The following is a 19,868-nucleotide window of genomic DNA, read 5'->3' as shown; positions in this document are numbered from 1 at the left end:
GTAATGTGGCGAGCCTATCAGATGTGTGTGGGAGCAAGCTTTGCTCCCATACAGCCCCTCACTCACAGTTGATGTTTGTCTTGAGATTGAGCTAGCCAAGGAGTCCCCATGTACCTCACCGAATTCCTCACCGTCGCCCTGATCCACCTGTTGGCCGTGGCCAGCCCCGGGCCGGATTTTGCCGTGGTGGTGCGCGAGAGCGTGACCCATGGTCGCCGCGCCGGAACCTGGACAGCGCTGGGCGTGGGCACGGCGATTTTCCTGCATGTGGGGTATTCGCTGCTGGGCATTGGCCTGATCGTGTCGCAATCGATCATGCTGTTCAACGCGCTGAAATGGGCCGCTGCCGCCTACCTGCTGTACATCGGCTTCAAGGCGCTGCGGGCGCAACCGGTCAAGCCGACGGCGGACAACCTGCACAAAGAGGCCGGCGAACGTACCGCCCGTGGCGCGTTCACCTCGGGCTTCGTCACCAACGGCCTGAACCCCAAGGCGACGCTGTTTTTCCTGTCGCTGTTCACCGTGGTCATCAACCCTCATACCCCCCTGGCAATCCAGGCCGGTTACGGCGTTTACCTGGCGGCGGCGACGGCAGTGTGGTTCTGCCTGGTGGCCATGCTGTTCAGCCAGCAGCGAGTGCGCGCCGGGTTTGCCCGCATGGGCCACTGGTTCGACCGGACCATGGGCGCGGTACTCGTTGCCATTGGCGTCAAATTGGCGTTTACCGAGATGCGTTGATCGTTTGATCCTACTTCTGATCGTCCCCACACCAGGGAGGGGACGGTCAGTGGCGTTGACGAACGTACTCCAGAAAGGCGTCGATGTTGTCACTGCACAGCAGTGGCGACACCGCTTTGACCTCTTCCATCGGCCAGTCCCACCAGGATGACTCAAGCAAGGCCTGACGCACCGGCTCTTCAAAGCGCCAGCGAATGAACCGGCATGGGTTGCCGCCGACGATGGCGTATGGCTCGACATCGCGCGTCACCACGGCGCCGGCTGCGACCACGGCGCCATGACCAATGGTCACACCGGACAGAATCATCGCTTCGGCGCAGATCCAGCAGTCGCTGCCAATCACCACATCGCCCTTGGTCGGGTTGCAGCCGGCGATACCCTGGGCCTGTTCGATCATCAGCGGGAACGGAAAGGTGCTGACCCAGTCGGTGCGATGCCCGCCACCCAGCAGGATTTTCACGCCTTGAGCGATCGACGTATAAGACCCGACTTTGAGGATCGTGTCGTCGCCGAACTCCATGACTTCGGGAATGCCATACGTGCCCACCCCAATCTGGTATTTCGGATAGCGCAAACGGATTTTTTCCGGCGCTCTCTCGAGTTTCTCCAGGCGCTTGAGATGCTTGCGTACTTTGCGCTCTTTGAGCTTTTTCAAAAAATTCAAGGTCGCGCCCTCGCTGTCGGGCGTCGCAAGACCAGTCGCTTGAAGCGTTTCAGGCTGGTTGCGTTCAGGTGGCGCCACGGGATGCTGCGCAGCAGCCGCCAGGCTTCTTTGCGGTCTTCGACCACCGCGTACTTCAGCGCTTTGTGGACCAGCACCGTACGAGCCGCACCGTAGGCGGGGTGGGCCCGATAGGGCTCGATAGCCTGCAGGTCGGCCTTGAGCATCAACCGGTACTTTCTCGACAGGTTATTGGGGTGGCGTCGATAGCGCGTCACACAAACCGGCAATTCATGAATTTCATAACCCTTGTGGGCGATCCGCAAAGTGATCTGGAAATCCTGGACCCGCAGCAGCGGATCATAAAAGCCGGCGTCGCGAAGTGCGCTCATGCGATACAGCGCTGTTGGCGCGCCGATGACCGCAGCGCTGCGTAGAAGGTCGTCGAAGGTATGCACCTGGATGTGGTCGCGTTGTTGCGCCTTGATGGTGTGGCCTTCGCTGTCCATGTAGATGATCAGCGCGCCGACACAACCGACCTGCGGATGCTCGTCCAGGTATCGGGCACGGAGCCCGACCGAGTGGGGCAACATGATGTCGTCAAGGTCCGGGGTCGAGATGTAAACGCCCTTGGCGTATTTCAGCCCGTGATTGAGCGCCGCGCTGACACCCTGATTTTCCTGGGAGTACAGCTGGAAGTTGTAGGTCTGTTGCAACTGCCGGAGCATGGCGAGGCTATTGTCGGTGGAGCCGTCATCGACCACGATGACCTCAACGTTCGGATAATCCTGGGCAAAGATGCTGTGGATCGCTTCTTCCAGGTATTTCTCGGCGTTGTAGCAAGGGGCCACGATCGACACGAGCGGCTCACTCTGTGGCGCGATGGCCGGGGAAGAAGTCAGGTCGGTGCTCATTGTTCTCTGCAAAAGGCGGGTGGTATCGGGTGAGCCTGCGAGAGTACTTCCCTACAGGCTTTTGTAACAACGTTGACACCTATGCTCGCTGCTGGATCCAGCTCTGACAAGGTTTAACCAACATAATGCGTGCAAAACGTGCACTTAAGTGGCTCAAGGCCAGTATTTGCGGGCGGATCAAATCATTCCTTTGGCTGATTTGATCCGCGTACCGGCGCTCTACAGTGCTTACTTCCAGCCAAGACCGTGCAGTCAGAAAAGGGACTCTTATGTTGCAGACTCGCGTTATTCCTCCAGCCGAAGGCGCTTATCAATACCCGCTGCTGATCAAGCGGCTGCTGATGTCCGGTGCGCGTTACGAGAAAACCCGCGAGATCATTTACCGCGACCAGTTGCGCTACAGCTATCCGACCCTGATCGAACGCGTCGCGCGGTTGGCCAATGTGCTGACCGAGGCCGGGGTCAAGGCCGGTGATACCGTGGCGGTGATGGACTGGGACAGCCATCGCTACCTGGAATGCATGTTTGCGATCCCGATGATCGGCGCGGTGATCCACACCATCAACGTGCGCCTGTCACCGGAACAGATCCTCTACACCATGAATCACGCTGAAGACCGCTTCGTGCTGGTCAACAGCGAGTTCGTCGGTTTGTACCAGGCGATTGCCGGACACCTGACGACCGTAGAAAAAACCCTCCTGCTGACCGACCTGCCTGAAAAAACCGCCGACCTGCCGAACCTGGTGGGCGAATACGAACAACTGCTCGCCGCCGCCAGCCCCGCCTACGATTTCCAGGACTTCGACGAAAACTCGGTCGCCACCACGTTCTATACCACCGGCACCACCGGCAACCCCAAGGGCGTGTATTTCACCCATCGGCAACTGGTGCTGCACACCATGGGCGTGTCGACCATCATGGGCGCCATCGACAGTGTGCGGTTGCTGGGCACCAACGACGTGTACATGCCGATTACGCCGATGTTCCATGTCCATGCCTGGGGCCTGCCGTACGTGGCGACCATGCTCGGGCTCAAGCAGGTCTACCCCGGCCGTTATGACCCCGAATTCCTGGTCCAGTTGTGGCGCAAGGAGAAAGTCACCTTTTCCCACTGCGTGCCGACCATTCTGCAAATGGTCCTCAATGCCAAGGGCGCCCAGGACACCGATTTCGCTGGCTGGAAAATCGTCATCGGCGGCAGCGCCCTGAACCGCAGCCTGTATGAAGCGGCCAAGGCCAGGGGCATCCAGCTCACCGCCGCCTATGGCATGTCGGAAACCGGCCCGCTGGTGTCCTGCGCCCACCTCAACGACGAATTGATGGCCGGCAGCGAAGACGAACGCATCACCTACCGGATCAAGGCCGGCGTACCAGGGCCATTGGTGGAAGCGGCGATTGTCGACGCCGAGGGGCATTTCCTGCCCGCTGACGGCGAGACCCAGGGCGAGCTGGTGCTGCGCGCACCGTGGCTCACCGAGGGTTATTTCAACGAGCCGCAGAAGGGCGCCGAGCTCTGGGCCGGCGGCTGGCTGCACACCGGCGATGTCGCCACGCTGGACAGCATGGGCGTGATCGATATTCGCGACCGCATCAAGGACGTGATCAAGACTGGCGGTGAATGGATCTCGTCCCTGGACCTGGAAGACCTCATCAGCCGTCACGTGGCGGTACGCGAAGTAGCAGTGGTGGGGATTCCCGATCCGCAGTGGGGCGAGCGCCCATTTGCCTTGCTGGTCATCCGCGAAGGGCATCAGATCGGGGCTCGCGAGCTCAAGGAACATCTCAAGCCGTTCGTCGAATTGGGGCACCTGAGCAAGTGGGCGATCCCGAGCCAGATCGCCCTTGTTACGGAAATTCCCAAGACCAGCGTCGGCAAGCTCGACAAGAAGCGTATCCGCATCGACGTCACCGAATGGCAGAGCAATAACAGCACCTTCCTGTCGACGCTTTAAACGTTTTTGCCGTGTCCAAAAGGGCACGGCAGCCCCACCAAGCAAGCGCTTGCCTTGTCAAACCGAAAATTTCAGCCATCCTTGCCGTGCCGACATCTGTCGGCCTGGCGAAAGGACTGTTCCAGAGTGGTCGCGGGCTGCAAATCACACTTTAGAGGGATCAAGCCGTACTACCTGCTGGCTATAGTCCGTTTAAGGATTTTCAAGAACGGGGCGCACGCACTAAACGGGCGATGCGACTTTGAACGGGGTGGAACGTTGCCATTCCCAGCCGTTGAAAGTGTTCTTGGAAAATACTGACTGCCATAAAAATAAAAGCACATGGAGTAGCGTCGATGACCTCAGCAAACACGTTCTGGCGCCGGGCAAAACTGCCTCTGGCGGTCAGTCTCGCCTCTTCGCTCGCCGGGCCAGCATTCGGCGTCAGTTTCAACATCGGTGAAATCGAGGGCCAGTTCGACTCGTCCCTGTCGGTCGGCGCAAGCTGGTCCACGGCCAAGGCCAACAGGGACCTGATCGGCGTCAACAACGGCGGCAAGGGCCTGTCCCAGACCTCCGACGACGGTCACCTGAACTTCAAGCGCGGGGAAACCTTTTCGAAGATCTTCAAGGGTATCCACGACCTGGAACTCAAGTACGGCGATACCGGCGTGTTTGTGCGCGGCAAGTACTGGTACGACTTCGAACTCAAGGACGAACATCGTCTGTACAAGGACATCAGCGACACTAACCGCAAGGAAGGCGCCCAGTCTTCCGGCGGGCAGATCCTCGATGCCTTCATCTACCACAACTACGCCATTGGCGATCAGCCAGGTTCGGTTCGCCTGGGTAAACAGGTGGTCAGCTGGGGTGAAAGTACCTTCATCCAGGGCGGGATCAACTCGATCAACCCGGTCGACGTGTCGGCGTTCCGTCGTCCTGGTGCCGAGGTCAAGGAAGGCCTGATTCCGGTCAACATGTTCTATGTGTCCCAGAGCCTGACCGACAACCTGTCGGCCGAGGCGTTCTACCAGTTGGAGTGGGACCAGACCGTGGTGGACAACTGCGGTACGTTCTTCTCGCAGCCGGACGTGGTTGCCGATGGTTGCACCGACAACCTGCGAGTGCTGAACAAACGCTCCACGCTCCCGGCGGCCGCCCTGGGCCCAGCGGAGGCGCTTGGCGTCAACGTCAACGAAGAAGGCGTGCTGGTGCGTCGCGGTCCGGATCGTGATGCTCGCGACAGTGGCCAGTGGGGCGTGTCGTTCAAGTACATGTTCGAGCCGCTGGACACCGAGTTTGGTGCCTACTTCATGAACTACCACAGCCGTGCGCCGATTTTCAGTGCCACCGGTGCTCCACAGTCCGTTTTTGACCTGGCAGCAGGACTGCCGCCTGCGTTCGCCGCGTTGTCGCCTCTGCTGGTGGCGGGTAACTCGAACTATTTCATCGAGTACCCTGAAGATATCCGTCTCTACGGTTTGAGTTTCTCCACCACCTTGCCTACCGGTACGGCGTGGAGCGGTGAACTGAGCTATCGTCCGAACGCCCCGGTGCAACTGAGCACCACGGACATTCTTTTCGCCGGTGTGACCCCGCTTCCCGGTCTTGGCAATGCTTCGATCCTCCCTGGCTCGCCGGGTCAGGACCTGCATGGCTATAACCGTAAGGAAATCACTCAGTTCCAGACCACGTTCACCCACTTCCTGGATCAGGTCATGGGCGCCAGCCGTCTGACCCTGGTGGGCGAAGTCGGCGTGACCTACGTGGGCGGCCTGGAAAGCAGGTCCGACGCTCGTTACGGCCGTGACCCGGTGTTTGGTCCGGGCGAACTGCCCAACGGTTTCTGTAACCTGCTCAATGGCTCGACTGCGGCAGGTGGTGGCCAGACCAGTGCCGATGTGAACAGCAACTGCAACAACGACGGCTTCACCACCTCCACTTCCTGGGGCTACCGTGCCCGCGCCATCTGGGAATACCCGGACGTGTTCGCCGGTGTGAACCTCAAGCCCAACGTGGCCTGGTCCCATGACGTCAAAGGCTACTCGCCAGGCCCGGGCGCCAACTTTGAAGAAGGCCGCAAAGCCGTCAGCCTCGGACTGGATGCCGAGTACCAGAACACCTACAACGCGAGCCTGGCCTACACCAACTTCTTTGGTGGCGACTTCAGCACCGTGGACGATCGCGATTTCCTGGCGCTCAGCGTCGGCGTGACCTTCTAAGCACAGTATTTCAGGACGACACACTATGAAAATAACAAAGAGTCTGTTGCAGGTCGGTGTTTTGGGGCTATCCCTGCTGGCCGCCAGCGTCATGGCGGCTGTGCCTGCCGCCGAAGCCGACAAACTGGGCAAAAGCCTGACGCCGATGGGCGCCGAAATGGCCGGCAATGCCGACGGTTCGATCCCGGCCTGGAAACCCATGGCCAAGAACGCCGGCAGCGTGGACAGCAAGGGTTTCCTTTCCGACCCGTACGCCAGTGAAAAGCCGCTGTTCACCATCACTGCGCAGAACGTCGACCAGTACAAAGACAAGCTCGCGCCGGGCCAGTACGCGATGTTCAAGCGATACCCGGAATCCTTCAAGATGCCGGTCTACCCATCCCATCGCGGCGCCACCGTGCCGGATGACGTGTATGCCTCCATCAAGAAAAACGCGGTGAACACCAAGCTGGTGTCCGGCGGTAACGGTCTGGAGAACTTCGAGACGGCTGTGCCGTTCCCGATTCCCCAGAGCGGTGTGGAAGTGATCTGGAACCACATCACTCGCTATCGCGGCGGCAGCGTGACCCGCCTGGTGACCCAGGCCACGCCGCAGCCCAACGGCTCCTACAGCCTGGTGTACTTCAGGGACCAGTTCGTGTTCCGCGACAAGATGAAGGATTTCGATCCGGCCAACCCTGGCAACATCCTGTTCTACTTCAAGCAGCAAGTCACCGCGCCGGCGCGTCTGGCCGGTGGTGTACTGCTGGTGCACGAAACCCTCGACCAGGTGAAGGAACCGCGTTCTGCGTGGGTCTACAACGCCGGCCAGCGCCGTGTGCGCCGTGCGCCACAGGTCTCCTATGACGGCCCGGGCACCGCTGCCGACGGCCTGCGTACCTCCGACAACCTGGACATGTACAACGGTGCGCCGGATCGCTACGACTGGAAGCTGGTGGGCAAGAAAGAACTGTACATCGCCTCCAACAGCTACAAGATCGATTCGCCTCAGCTCAAGTACGCCGACATCATCAAGGCCGGCCATATCAACCAGGACCTGGCTCGCTACGAGCTGCGTCGGGTCTGGCATGTGACCGCGACCCTGAAGGAAGGCCAACGCCACATCTACGCCAAGCGTGACTTCTACATCGACGAAGACACCTGGCAAGCCGCGGTGATCGACCATTACGACGGTCGTGGCCAACTGTGGCGCGTTGCCGAGGCCCATGCCGAGAACTACTACGACAAGCAAGTGCCGTGGTACGCCCTGGAAACCCTCTACGACCTGCAGTCCGGCCGCTATCTGGCGCTGGGCATGAAGAACGAAGAGAAATCGGCCTACGACTTCGGCTTCACCGCCAGCACCGCCGAGTTCACTCCCAACGCATTGCGCCAGGAGGGTATCCGCTAAACAGCTTCACCCGAGGCCGCATCCTCGAAAAAACGCCCCGACTGGTTCGGGGCTTTTTTTGCCCAACACAAACCCCCTGTGGCGAGGGGATTTATCCCCGCTGGGCTGCGAAGCAGCCCCAAAAAGCTCTAGCGTTCCCTCGCTCCTGCGTGGGAATGATCAAAACTCCCTCGGCACAAGAGCGGTGGCTGCCTGAGTTTTTCGAGTCGGTCGGCTTGTAGCCTTTTTGTAGCCATTTGTAGCAACTCCCTTCAATACCTCCTCGTTTACCGCTAGTCTGCGGACATCTGCAACGCCGCCACCCGCATTTCAACAAGAGCCGGCCATGACTGATCTGTCTTCACTCCCGGGTTCTGCCCGCACCGCCGTCGCGGTCCAGGACGGGCGCTTCTACCGCCCGCCCTTGCCTGAAGGCCATGTCGTGCGGCCGCGGTTGTGCGAGCGCTTGAGTGCGGGGCTTGGAGGTCGGTTGCTGTTGGTGAGCGCACCGGCGGGGTTCGGCAAAAGCTCACTGGCGGTGGAGTTCTGCCAGAGCCTGCCGGCCTATTGGCAAAGCCTCTGGCTGGGGCTCAGTGCCCGGGACAACGACCCGGGACGCTTTCTGGAACGGCTGCTCGAAGGGCTCCAGGCGTTCTTCCCGCAGTTGGGAGGTCGGGCGTTGGGGCTGCTGAAAATGCGCCAGCGCCACCAACCTTTCGCCTTCGAAGAATGGCTCGACGGCCTGCTGGATGAACTGTCCGCGCATCTGTCGCCGGATACACCCTTGCTGCTGGTGCTCGACGACTACCACCTGGCCCAAAGCCCGGTGCTGGACCGTTGCCTGCAATTTTTCCTTAATCACCTGCCCGAAGGTTTGCTGGTGCTGGTCACCAGTCGGCAGCGCCCGGACTGGCATCTGGCGCGCCTGCGTCTGTCACGCCAATTGCTCGAACTGAACGAGCAGGACTTGCGTCTGACCCATGAAGAAGCCCTGACCCTGCTGCAGCACCACAGCAGTTCGTTGCGCGGGGAAGCCCTGGAGAGCCTGATTCAGCGCAGCGAAGGCTGGGTGGCCGGGCTGCGTTTCTGGTTGCTGGCCGCTTCCGAGGCCGGGACTGAGGGCCGGATGCCCCAGGCTTTGCATGGCGGCGAAGGGCTGATTCGCGATTACCTGCTTGAGGAAGTCATCGACTGTCTGCCCGCCGAAGTGCAGGCGTTTCTCTACGACACCGCGTCCCAGGAGCGTTTCTGCAGCGAACTGTGTGATGCCGTGCGCGAAGCCCATGACAGCGCCGAAATCCTGGAGTATCTGGCGGCGCACCAGGTGTTCCTGGTGCCGCTGGACGAGCATGGCCACTGGTACCGTTACCACCATTTGTTTTCCGATTTGCTGCGCAGCCGTCCCAGTGCGCCGGCCATGGTGCCGGCTGCGACCCTGCACCTGCGGGCCTGCCGCTGGTTCAATGCCCAGGGCTTGATCGACGAGGCCGTGGAGCAGGCGCTGCGGGCCGGGCACCTGGATGTGGCGGCGAACCTGGTGCAGAACCTCTCGGAGGAGCAATTGCTGGCCGAGCAGAACGTCGGCATGTTGCTGCGCTGGAAAATGGACTTGCCCGACAGCCTGCTCATCAGCACGCCGCGCTTGATCGTGCTGTACAGCTGGGCGCTGGGGCTGGCCTGCCAGTTGGACGCCGCTGAAGAACTGGCCGCCCACCTGAGTCGGTTCCTGCCGGCGCCTTCGGCCACTGCGCAAAAATCCATGCTTGCCCAATGGCTGGCCCTGAGCGGAATCATTGCCCGTGGCCGTGGGGATCGCGAGGCCACTGTGCGTTACTGCACCGAAGCCCTGGAGAGCCTGCCGCAAAAGCGCTATGGCCAACGTCTGATGTGCCTGTCCACGCTGTCGAACCTGGCGATTGCCGACGGTGACCTGTGGCGCGCCCGGGCCTTGAACCGTGACTCCCTGGAGCTGGCGCAGCGCGTCGGTAACCCGTTGTTCGAGGCCCTGGCCCATTACGACCGCGCCCGGGTGTTGCAAGCGCGAGGGGAGATCCTGCGGGCGCTCGATGAAGTGCGCCAGGGCCTGCAACGCCTGCACGCACTCTCGCCGCAACGGCTGTATGCCGTGCGGGCGCGATTGATTCTGTACGAAGGGTTCCTGCTGACCTTGCGCATGCAGCCCCAGGCCGGCTTGGCGCGGTTGCAGGCCGGTCTTACCGAAGCGCGGGCGTGTCGCGACATCAGCGTGTTGATCGGCCACTGCGTGATCGCGCGGGTTGAAGGCCACGCTCGTGAATTCGCCCGGGCCTTTGCCGAACTGGCCGAAGCCGAACGCCTGATGCATATCTGGGACGTTCCGCCGATTTATTACCTGGCGATGATCACCCTGGTCAAATGCGAACTCTGGCTGGCCCAGGGCCGTACGGACCTGGCCGAAGCCTGGCTGGCGCGGCTGGGGCAGACCTACACCGGTGAGCGGGCCGCCGCGCCGCCGGAATTCCACCCGCAACTGCCGCTGCACGTCGAACTGCAACAGGCGGTGCTGGAGTCCATCCGCGGCCAGCCCATGTTGGCCGAAGGACGGCTCAATGCCTTGCTTGAACACGGCCAGCAAACCGGCCGGCAGATGCTCAGTGTGATGGCGCTCAACCAGAAGGTCGCCTTGCTGCTGAGCGTCGGCCGCGAACCCGAAGCCCGCAGTACCCTGGCCCAAGCCCTCGAAGCCGCCGCTGGCGGGGTGCTGCAGCCGTTCGAATGGTTGTTGGGCGAACATCGGGAGTGGCTGCGCGAGCAATTGTTGCGCGCCCCACCGAGTCCCTTGCGCCAGAACCTGCTTGAGCGCTTGCCGTCGACGGTGGCTGCCGATTCACCGGCCCCCGTCGAAACCCTCAGCAGTCGCGAGCGGGCGGTGCTGCAATTGATTGCCCAGGGCTGTTCGAACCAGGAAATCAGCGAGCAGTTGTTCATCTCACTGCACACGGTCAAGACCCACGCCAGCCACATCAACAGCAAACTCGGCGTGGAGCGCCGCACCCAGGCCGTGGCGCGGGCGAAGGTGCTGGGGTTGTTGGGCTAGGACTGGTTACTTGTGCCAAGCGGTTGGCCAGCGATAAGGAATGCTTGATGTTACCCCTGTACAAAACCATCCCATCCCCCGTAGGCCAACTGATCCTCGTCGCCCGGGATACAAAACTGGCGGCCATCCTCTGGGAAAACGAACGTCTCAACCGCGTGCGCCTGGGGCCTTTGGAAGAGGACAGCCAGCATCCGGTCCTCAAGGAAACCGAGCGCCAGCTCATGGAGTATTTCGCCGGCCAGCGCCGCCGTTTCGACCTGGCGCTGGACTTTGCCGGCACCGACTTTCAGGTCCGGGTCTGGCAGGCGCTGCTGAGTATTCCGTTCGGTGAAACCCGCAGCTACCGCGACATCGCCATCCAGATCGGCCAGCCCACGGCGGTGCGGGCGGTAGGCGCCGCCAACGGCCGCAACCCCATCTCCATCATCGCCCCCTGCCACCGCGTCATCGGCACCTCCGGCAGCCTTACCGGCTTTGCGGGCGGCCTTGCGGCCAAACAGTTCCTGCTGAGCCTGGAAGGTCAGCAGACGCTGCAGTTGGTGTTTTGAGTTATTTCATTTGGCCGCAAACCCATAACACTGCAAATCCCTTGTGGGAGCGAGCCTGCTCGCGATAGCGGAAGGTCAGCTTGCAAGGATGTTGGATGGGCCTGCGTTATCGCGAGCAGGCTCGCTCCCACACAGGACTCATTCGGTTCAGGCGGAAGGCTCTTGCGGCGCCAGCATGCGCGTCGGCGGTTGGCCGTTGGCGTTGTGCTGGAATATCTGCGTCGGCTGCCCCTGTTCATTGAAGAACACCTGCCCGATCCCCGCCGAGTTCCACAACCGCTCTCCAGCCTCGGCGTGTTCGGGGGTGTGAGGAATGATGCGCATGCTGCGGCGCTTGGTGAACCAGTTCAGGGGCGAGCGGGGTGAGTAGAGCCAACGGTTCAGACGATCGAACCATTCCAGCAGCGCCGGCGGGAACTCATTCTTGATGCCGCTGCTGGTGATCTGCCAGATGCGCGGGCCGCCCTTACGGTGTGGGATCAGCACCTCATAGACGAAGGAATAATGCACATCCCCGGACAGCACCACGTAATTACCGGGCGTGCGTGAGTGCCGGAAAATGTTCAGGATCACTTGCGCCGCGCCGCGATGGGCCATCCAGTTTTCCGCGTCCACCAGCAGCGGATAACCGCACCAACTGAACACCCGTTGCACGGTTTCGATCAGCTTCACACCGAAGATCGGCGCCGGTGAAACGATAATCGCCGAAGGATGATCCAGCAGTTCCTGCTGAAGTTCGCTCAGGGCTTCCCAATCGAGCAGTCCCGAAGGCTGCTTGAGGTTGCGCTCGCTGCGCCAGCGGCGGGTGCGGGTGTCGAGCACCACCAGGGCCGGGGTGGTCGGCAACACGTAGTGCCATTGCTGGAAACCCAGCAGCGTGTCGATCAGTTTGTCCTGTGGGCCGCTGTCCAGGTAGCGGTCCCGGGCGGTGTCGCTCAGGGCCAGGGTTTGCTGGATCACCTCATCAAACACGTCGGGGTTGTTGCCCCAGCCCTGGCAGAGCATGTAGGCGATCAGTGCGTTGCCGATGATGCGCTTGGAGAACGGGTGGCCGTAGGCCGTTTCTTCCCACTGCGCGGATAGATTCCAGTCATCGGTGATGTCGTGATCGTCGAAAATCATCAGGCACGACAGGTGTGCAAACACCCGCGCCGCGTCCCCAAGACCGGTCTTGAAACCCTCGATGCGCTGCTGTTCCAGCGCGTAGCGCTGGCGCCGCTCGGCGGTCAGTTCCGGCGGTTGCGGGTCGATCAGGGTCCACGGCACGGGTGACCACACCAGCAAGTACATCGCCATCACTTCAGCGAAGGTCACCAGATGATTGTCGGCGCTGCTGCTGGTGAATATCGGCTTGCGGGCCCCGCCGAAAAAACGCTCGCGCAGGGTTTCATTGCTTTCCAGCGCCGGTAGTAAATCGGCGCGGTGGTAGTAGCTGGCCGGGTGTTCATAGAGCTTGGCGCTGTCTTCAACCACCGCGCCGTCCAGGCATTCCTCGAACAGCCCCAGCCGCTCGATCAACGCATGAATCGCCCGCAGCATGGGCCCGGCGACGTCATCGGCATAGACCTGATCGCCGCTCATCATCAACAACGCCGGACGCTGCTGTGGGGCTTGTGCCAACAGCCGGTCGACGCAGAGCAAGCCGTCGTGGGTCGGATAGTGGGGTTTGCGGCAGGAACCATGGACCAGTTGATCGATACGCGAATGCAGGACGAAGTTCGGGCACTGCGCCTGGCCATACAACAGATGGGGCGCCCATTCGGCAATGGGCGCGCCGTCCACCAGCAGGTCGTAGTCAATCACCACGTCCTGGGGCAGGGCGGTGTCGAGTCGTACATCGATCAGGTGCACAAAAGCCTGCTGCCCCACCGGCACTACGGTGCAGCGCGGGGCATCCAGGGTGAGATCGCCCACACCGTCCACACGCAGCGTCAACGTGAGGGGGCGTGTACCCACCAGCCACATCACCAGCCGTGTGGGCTCCAGTCGCCGCAGCAGCGGGCCGACCAGGACAGGGGGCAGGGCAGGGGAGATGTCAGATGAGGACGGCAACATTCGCAGGTAAAGCTCTGGCTCCGATGGAGGCGGGGATCATAACGCAATGCGCTGGAGAACTGGGACTCGGTGAAAAGGCGACGTGCTCCAGCTCTTGTGGCGAGGGAGCAAGCTCCCTCGCCACAGGCTGCACTGGGCTTTGCTGCCTCACTGCGCCTGGTTGGAAGCTTCAGCGGCTTTAATCAAATCCGGCCCAATCTCTTTCTCAAACTTTGCCCACACCGGTTTCATCTTCTCGCGCCAGGCGTTGCGCTGCTGGGGGGTGAGGCTGATGATCTCGGTGGTCCCGGCGTCGAGGATGAACTGCTTGTCCTGCTGGTTCAGTCGGTCCGCCTCACTGTTTGCATAGGCGGTGGCCTCGACCACGATCTTGTCCAGTTCGGTGCGGATATCCGGCGGCAGGCCGTTCCAGAAGTCGGACGAGGCGATCAGCATGTAGTCGAGAATGCCGTGGTTGGATTCGGTGATGTACTTCTGCACTTGATGCTGTTTCTGGTTGTAGAAGTTTGAGTAGGTGTTTTCCGTGCCGTTGACCAAACCGGTGCGCAGGCCCTGGTATACCACAGAGAAAATCATCGGTTGGGGGATGGCGCTCACGGCCTTGAATTGTTCTTCCAGCACGGCCGAACTCTGCACCCGGAACTTCAAGCCACGGGCATCCTCGGGTACACGCAGTGGTTTGTTGGCCGACAACTGCTTCATGCCGTTGTGCCAATAGGCCAGGCCAGTGACGTTCTTGCTTTCCATGGACTTGAGCAGTTTCTGGCCTTCCGCGCTCTGCTGGAAGCGGTCCACCGCGGCAATGTCGTTGAACAGAAACGGCAAGTCGAACAACTGCACGGATCGGGTGTACTGATCGAACTTGGCCAGCGAGCGCGCAATGATCTGCACGTCACCCAGCAGCAGCGCTTCCATCTCCTTGTCATCGCCAAACAACGTGGAGTTGGGATACACCTCGACCTTCACCCGGCCTGGCAATCGTTCATCCGCCAGTTTCTTGAACATCAACGCGCCCTGGCCCTTGGGCGTTTGCTCGGCCACGACATGGGAAAACTTGATCACGATCGGTTCAGCCGCCATGGCTGAGCCCAGCAGGCTGAAACTCAAGGTACAGACGAGCGCTTTGCAAAGAGGTTTTAGCATGGTGAGGCTTCCCTTTTATTGGTCGACGGTGCGACACGCAGGCTTAGCCCGACAGCGCAGTGGCGAGGGAACAAATGCCCTCGCCGCTGCGCCTGTCTTGAGTCGGGGCTAGCTCATCCCCAACCAGTTCGGCAAGGCCAGCGAGATCCATGGCACATAGGTAATCAGCATCAGGAACGCCAGCAGGATCATCAGCCATGGCATAGCTGCGCGGATGGTGGCGGGCAGCGACATGCCGGTCACCGCCGAGGTGACGAACAGGTTCAGCCCCACCGGAGGCGTGATCAGGCCGATCTCCAGGTTCACCACCATGATGATGCCCAGGTGGATTGGGTCGATGCCCAGTTGCATGGCGATAGGGAACAGGATCGGCGCCAGGATCAGGATGATCGCCGAAGGCTCCATGAACGCACCGGCAATCAACAGCACGATGTTCACCACCAGCAGGAAGGTCACCGGCGTCAGCCCGGCATCGATCACCCAAGCGGTGATTTGCTGCGGCAGTTGCTCGGTGGTCAGCACATGGGCGAAGAGCATGGCGTTGGCAATGATGAACATCAGCATGATGCTCAGCTTGGCCGATTCGAGCAGCACTTTGGGCGTCTCACGGAACGTGAGGTCCTTGTAGACGAACAGTGCGATGAAGGCCGAATACACCGCCGCCACCGCAGCCGCTTCGGTGGGTGTGAACATCCCGGAATAGATCCCGCCGAGGATGATCACCATCAGCAGCAGACCCCAGAGGGCCTTGCGCGCCGTGGACAGCCATTCGCGCAACGTCGCCCGAGGCAGGGCCGGCAGGTTTTTCTTCACAGCGACGATATAGATCGCCACCATCAACGATAAACCCAGCAGCAGGCCCGGGATCACCCCGGCCATGAACAGCTTGCCCACCGAGGTTTCGGTCGCGGCGGCGTACACCACCATCACGATCGACGGCGGAATCAGGATGCCCAAGGTGCCGGCGTTGCAGACGATGCCGGCGCCGAACGCCTGTGGATAACCCGAGCGCACCATACCGGCAATGGCGATGGAACCGACCGCCGCCACCGTCGCAGGGCTTGAACCCGACAACGCGGCAAACAGCATGCACGCCAGTACCGCCGCAATCGCCAGCCCGCCACGGATATGCCCGACGCAGGCGTTGGCAAAGTCGATCAGGCGTCGCGCCACGCCACCGGTGGTCATGAACGCACCGGCCAGCAGGAAGAACGGAATCGCCAGCAGTGTGTAGTGCTCAGAGGTTTCGAACAGCTTGATCGCCAGGGAGCGCACTGAGTCCGGGCTGAAGAAAATGATGGTCAGCGAACCGGCCAGCCCCAACGAAATGGCGATGGGCACGCCGATAAACATCAGCACGAACAGCGCCACGAACAGGAAGGCAATGGTCATGGCTTGTCTTCCTCGTGTTCAGTCAATTTGATGGCTTCGGCCGCTTCATCGGCCAGGCCCAAGCCGGTCTGACGATTCATCAGGATGCGCACGAGGATTTCCGCGAAACGGATAAACACCAACGCAAAACCCACCGGCACGATCAGGCCGATGTGCCATTGCATGATGCCGAAGTGGCCCAGGTCCTCTGCGCCGATCTGCGCGATCATCAGGGTATTGATCCACTCGTAACTGGCGACGGCCAGCAGCCCGGCGTAAGTCAGGCAGCACAGGCAAGCGATCACGCCGATAAAGCGTTGTACCGGTTTGCTCGCCAGTTTCACCAGCGCATCCACGCCGATATGCCCGGCCGTGCGCACGCCGTAGGACAACCCGAAAAAGATCAGCCAGCCAAACAGGGCCTTGGTCAGCGAGCTGCTCCAGGTCATCGCCTGGGCCATGCCCATGATGCCGTCACCAATGGCGAACGCCGGCTCGCTGGCGGCTGGCCAGTTGTCGCCGAGGCTGTAAAAAACGGTGTAGAGGTTGTTGAGCACCACATAGACGAAAGTAACCAGCGTCATGGCGGCCAGAAGAAAGGCAATGAAACCTTCCTCGAAGTGTTCCCAGATGCGCCGAAGGGCGTTCATGGATGACATCTCCTGCAGGGGGGACGACCGGCCGGCGCTGCCAGGGCGGCAGCACCGGCCAACCCATTACTGAGCCTTGTTGGAGGCTTCGGCGGCTTTGATCAGATCAGCACCGATGTCACCTTCAAACTTCTTCCACACCGGCTTCATCTTGTCGCGCCACTCGCCGCGCTCTTCAGGCGTGAGGGTGATGATTTCGGTGGTCTTGGCGTCCAGGATGCGCTGCTTGTCTTTCTGGTTCAGTTGCGCCGCCTCGTTGTTCACGTGGGTGGTGACTTCAACCAGAATCTTGTCCAGTTCGGTACGGATGTCAGGTTGCAGGCCGTTCCAGAACTTGGTGTTGGTGATCAGCATGTAGTCGAGTACACCGTGGTTGGACTCGGTGATGTACTTCTGTACTTCATGCATTTTCTGGCTGTAGATGTTCGAGTACGGGTTTTCCGCACCGTTGACCACGCCAGTCTGCAGGCCTTGATACACCTCGGCGAAACTCATTTTGCGCGGGTTGGCGTTCACCGCCTTGAACTGCTCTTCCAGCACGGCTGAGGCCTGCACGCGGAACTTCAGGCCACGGGCATCCTTGGGTTCACGCAGTGGCTTGTTCGCCGACAACTGCTTCATGCCGTTGTGCCAATAGGCCAGGCCGGTGATGTTCTTGCTTTCCATGGACTTGAGCAGCTTCTGGCCTTCAGGGCTCAACTGGAAGCGGTCCACGGCGGAGATGTCATCGAACAGAAACGGCAGGTCGAACAACTGCACGGACTTGGTGTAGTGCTCGAACTTGGCCAGCGACGGCGCAATCATCTGCACGTCGCCCAGCAGCAGGGCTTCCATTTCCTTGCCATCGCCGAACAGCGAGGAGTTGGGGTACACCTCGACCTTCACTTTGCCTGGCAGACGCTCTTCCACGAGCTTCTTGAACATCAGTGCGCCCTGGCCCTTGGGCGTTTGTTCGGCTACTACGTGGGAGAACTTGATGACGACAGGATCCGCCGCCATGGCCGTGCTCAACGCACTGAGTGCCAGCGTACAGGCGAGCGCTTTCCAGATAGGTTTGAACATTGTGGGGTTTCCTCTTTTGTTTTTGTATTTATCGTGCGGGCTCATTCAAAACGCAGCGCACGGCGGGACAGTTGCAAGTCTAGGCAGAAAAACAGTTTGCCGGGGGATTGTGACGGTCAGTGCGGGAAAAATCGCGAGTATTGGCTAACGCCTCAAAAGGGTGCGTTAGAGCCTTCCAGGGCTGGGGCGACAACCATCGGGACCGAAACAGGGCGAAAGGTTTCAGCCTGCAACCGTAACGGGGGTCAGGAAACCATAAAAGCGAAATAATGGCTACTGGCCTGTTCGCTGGCCACGCATCGGGTGTCGGGGGATTTAGCCTGGTGAGACGGCGAAATGCTCGGTCATGGCCTTGTGATGTTACTCCTCGCTGCGCCAGAATCCCCGCGCCCGTCTCGATATGGGCCCAGGAAGCCTGGAACGCTTTTCAACCCCACAAGGATTTACGGATGATCGATTTCAACAACAAAGGCTTCTTCAAGCTCAAGCAGAACGATGAATTCGCCGAACGCGTAACAGCCCTGCTGCTGGATGGCGAACAGGTCATCGACGCCTATAAGTCCATGCGCGACGGCGTAGTCTTCACCAACAAACGCATCATCGCAGTGAACGTGCAAGGCATCACCGGCAGCAAAAAAGACTTCACCTCTCTGCCTTATAAAAACATCGTGGCCTACTCGGTAGAAACCTCCGGCACCTTCGACCTGGATTCGGAACTGGAGATTTACTTTTCATCCCTGGGCAAGGTGAAGTTCGAATTCACCGGCAAGACAGGCATCGTCGAAATATCGAAGCTGATCTCCAGGCATCTTTTGGCCTGATGTCAGTGACCCTGAGTGAATACGGAAACTCGGGGGGTGAAGTGGCGCAGGGTGACAGCCACATGCCACTTCAATGAGGGGGCATGTGGCGAGTCCTTCGGGACCGTTCATTTGCAGTACATGTCGGTCACTATTTTGCTGCTGGAGCTGTCGGTAACCACAGTGAGACGATCACTTCTCAAGTCCTTGGTCATGACTACTCCGGTGACCCTGACCGCTTCCAGGTTCAGTTGCGTTACGTACTCTTCTTCGGACAGAGCCGTTTCACCCATCCCCCCTGGTTTCAAATCCTTGGCTTGCGCGACCTTGTCCGCACTGCAAGGCTCGCGTCCTGCCGCGAAAGCTTGAAAAGTCATGCCGCTCAATAATAGGGAAAGAGCCAGCAGGGTCGGTTTAGTGGGACAGTATCTTGTGTTCATCATGAACTCCTTGCGGGTCATCGAAGATTGGCTTCGCGTACTTGCGAGGCTGGATCAGGTTAGAAGTGAGCCGCAGTGAGGACCACTGTCATATCTGACAGTAGCCAAGACCTGATGGAAGTAAGTGAATACGGATTTTGTATTGGAACGCTATAAGCGAAAGCCCGCCACACATCCCCTGTGGGAGCGAGCCTGCTCGCGATGACGGCGGCACATTCAACATCACCGCTTCAGACAGACCGCTATCGCGAGCAGGCTCGCTCCCACAGTTTTGATCGGTGTGTTCACGAATTTTGTGCCCGCCCCACATCCCCTGTGGGAGCGAGCCTGCTCGCGATGACGGCGGCCCATTCAGCACCACCGGTTCAGGCAGACCGCCATCGCGAGCAAGCTCGCTCCCACAGTTTTGATTGACGGTGTTCACGAATTTTGTGTCCGCAACACATCCCCTGTGGGAGCGAGCTTGCTCGCGATGACGGCGGCCCATCCAACATCACCGTTTCAGACAGGCCGCTATCGCGAGCAAGCTCGCTCCCACAGTTTTGATCGCGGTGTTCACAGATTCTATGCCCGCCACAGATCCCCTGTGGGAGCGAGCCTGCTCGCGATGACGGCGGCCCATCCAACATCACCGGTTCAGACAGACCCCTATCGCGAGCAAGCTCGCTCACACAGTTTTGATTGGTGGTGTTCACGAATTTTGTGCCCGCCACAGATCCCCTGTGGGAGCGAGCCTGCTCGCGATGACGGCGGCCCATCCAACATCACCGGTTCAGACAGACCCCTATCGCGAGCAAGCTCGCTCCCACAGTTTTGATCGCGGTGTTCACAGATTCTATGCCCGCCACAGATCCCCTGTGGGAGCGAGCTTGCTCGCGATGACGGCGG

Annotated in this window: 15 protein-coding genes; 7 read left to right on the top strand and 8 right to left on the bottom strand. The window is 60.4% G+C overall.

Annotated elements, in window-relative coordinates:
• Positions 1-108: 108 nt before the first annotated feature.
• On the top strand, positions 109-738 hold the full coding sequence (locus CRX69_RS22810) for a LysE family translocator (RefSeq protein WP_107322916.1): 630 nt from the start codon (positions 109-111) through the stop codon (positions 736-738).
• A gap of 46 nt (positions 739-784) precedes the next feature.
• Here CRX69_RS22810 and CRX69_RS22805 read toward each other — a convergent pair whose 3' ends face one another.
• Positions 785-1,402, bottom strand: coding sequence for a CatB-related O-acetyltransferase (locus CRX69_RS22805; RefSeq protein ID WP_076386277.1), 618 nt, complete (start codon positions 1,400-1,402; stop codon positions 785-787).
• Complete coding sequence (locus tag CRX69_RS22800) at positions 1,399-2,313, bottom strand: glycosyltransferase family 2 protein (RefSeq protein WP_076386275.1); 915 nt, start codon at positions 2,311-2,313, stop codon at positions 1,399-1,401. Before CRX69_RS22800 ends, CRX69_RS22805 begins: the two co-directional genes overlap by 4 nt.
• 269 nt (positions 2,314-2,582) lie before the next feature.
• Here CRX69_RS22800 and CRX69_RS22795 point away from each other — a divergent pair, with 269 nt between their 5' ends.
• The 5 genes from CRX69_RS22795 (at position 2,583) to CRX69_RS22770 (ending at position 11,459) form a co-directional block, all read left to right on the top strand.
• A complete protein-coding gene (locus tag CRX69_RS22795) occupies positions 2,583-4,265 on the top strand; it encodes a fatty acid--CoA ligase (RefSeq protein ID WP_076386273.1) in 1,683 nt (560 codons plus the stop codon).
• 335 nt (positions 4,266-4,600) lie between these two features.
• Positions 4,601-6,466: a DUF1302 domain-containing protein gene (locus CRX69_RS22790; RefSeq protein ID WP_047229432.1), complete on the top strand. Its 1,866-nt coding sequence runs from the start codon at positions 4,601-4,603 to the stop codon at positions 6,464-6,466.
• Positions 6,467-6,491: 25 nt separating this feature from the next.
• The gene (locus CRX69_RS22785) at positions 6,492-7,856 is read left to right on the top strand and encodes a DUF1329 domain-containing protein (RefSeq protein ID WP_047229433.1); all 1,365 of its coding nucleotides are present in this window, start codon (positions 6,492-6,494) and stop codon (positions 7,854-7,856) included.
• Between the two features lie 325 nt (positions 7,857-8,181).
• Positions 8,182-10,911: a winged helix-turn-helix domain-containing protein gene (locus CRX69_RS22775; protein WP_107322915.1), complete on the top strand. Its 2,730-nt coding sequence runs from the start codon at positions 8,182-8,184 to the stop codon at positions 10,909-10,911.
• Positions 10,912-10,958: 47 nt separating this feature from the next.
• Positions 10,959-11,459 (top strand): methylated-DNA--[protein]-cysteine S-methyltransferase, encoded by a 501-nt coding sequence (locus CRX69_RS22770; RefSeq protein WP_076386269.1) that lies wholly within the window; start codon positions 10,959-10,961, stop codon positions 11,457-11,459.
• 147 nt (positions 11,460-11,606) lie between these two features.
• Here CRX69_RS22770 and CRX69_RS22765 read toward each other — a convergent pair whose 3' ends face one another.
• The 5 genes from CRX69_RS22765 to CRX69_RS22745 all read right to left on the bottom strand — a co-directional run bounded on the left by CRX69_RS22765 (position 11,607) and on the right by CRX69_RS22745 (position 17,740).
• The gene (locus CRX69_RS22765; RefSeq protein WP_047229436.1) at positions 11,607-13,514 is read right to left on the bottom strand and encodes an alkaline phosphatase D family protein; all 1,908 of its coding nucleotides are present in this window, start codon (positions 13,512-13,514) and stop codon (positions 11,607-11,609) included.
• Positions 13,515-13,661: 147 nt separating this feature from the next.
• On the bottom strand, positions 13,662-14,657 hold the full coding sequence (locus CRX69_RS22760; RefSeq protein ID WP_047229437.1) for a TRAP transporter substrate-binding protein: 996 nt from the start codon (positions 14,655-14,657) through the stop codon (positions 13,662-13,664).
• 108 nt (positions 14,658-14,765) lie between these two features.
• The gene (gene dctM / locus CRX69_RS22755; protein ID WP_047229438.1) at positions 14,766-16,049 is read right to left on the bottom strand and encodes a C4-dicarboxylate TRAP transporter large permease protein DctM; all 1,284 of its coding nucleotides are present in this window, start codon (positions 16,047-16,049) and stop codon (positions 14,766-14,768) included.
• The gene (locus CRX69_RS22750; RefSeq protein WP_107322914.1) at positions 16,046-16,678 is read right to left on the bottom strand and encodes a TRAP transporter small permease; all 633 of its coding nucleotides are present in this window, start codon (positions 16,676-16,678) and stop codon (positions 16,046-16,048) included. The genes dctM and CRX69_RS22750 overlap by 4 nt, the downstream gene beginning before the upstream one ends.
• A gap of 66 nt (positions 16,679-16,744) precedes the next feature.
• Complete coding sequence (locus tag CRX69_RS22745; RefSeq protein ID WP_047229440.1) at positions 16,745-17,740, bottom strand: TRAP transporter substrate-binding protein; 996 nt, start codon at positions 17,738-17,740, stop codon at positions 16,745-16,747.
• Between the two features lie 449 nt (positions 17,741-18,189).
• Between CRX69_RS22745 and CRX69_RS22740 the strand changes: the two genes are divergently transcribed.
• Positions 18,190-18,561, top strand: a complete 372-nt coding sequence (locus tag CRX69_RS22740; RefSeq protein ID WP_107322913.1) for a PH domain-containing protein — start codon at positions 18,190-18,192, stop codon at positions 18,559-18,561.
• A gap of 107 nt (positions 18,562-18,668) precedes the next feature.
• Here the strand turns inward: CRX69_RS22740 and CRX69_RS22735 are convergent, their stop codons facing one another.
• On the bottom strand, positions 18,669-18,980 hold the full coding sequence (locus CRX69_RS22735; RefSeq protein WP_107322912.1) for a hypothetical protein: 312 nt from the start codon (positions 18,978-18,980) through the stop codon (positions 18,669-18,671).
• Positions 18,981-19,868: the final 888 nt, after the last annotated feature.

The sequence above is a fragment of the Pseudomonas rhizophila genome (assembly GCF_003033885.1).
In the GTDB taxonomy this organism is placed as follows: domain Bacteria; phylum Pseudomonadota; class Gammaproteobacteria; order Pseudomonadales; family Pseudomonadaceae; genus Aquipseudomonas; species Aquipseudomonas rhizophila.
This window is presented reverse-complemented; position numbering and strand designations above follow the sequence as displayed.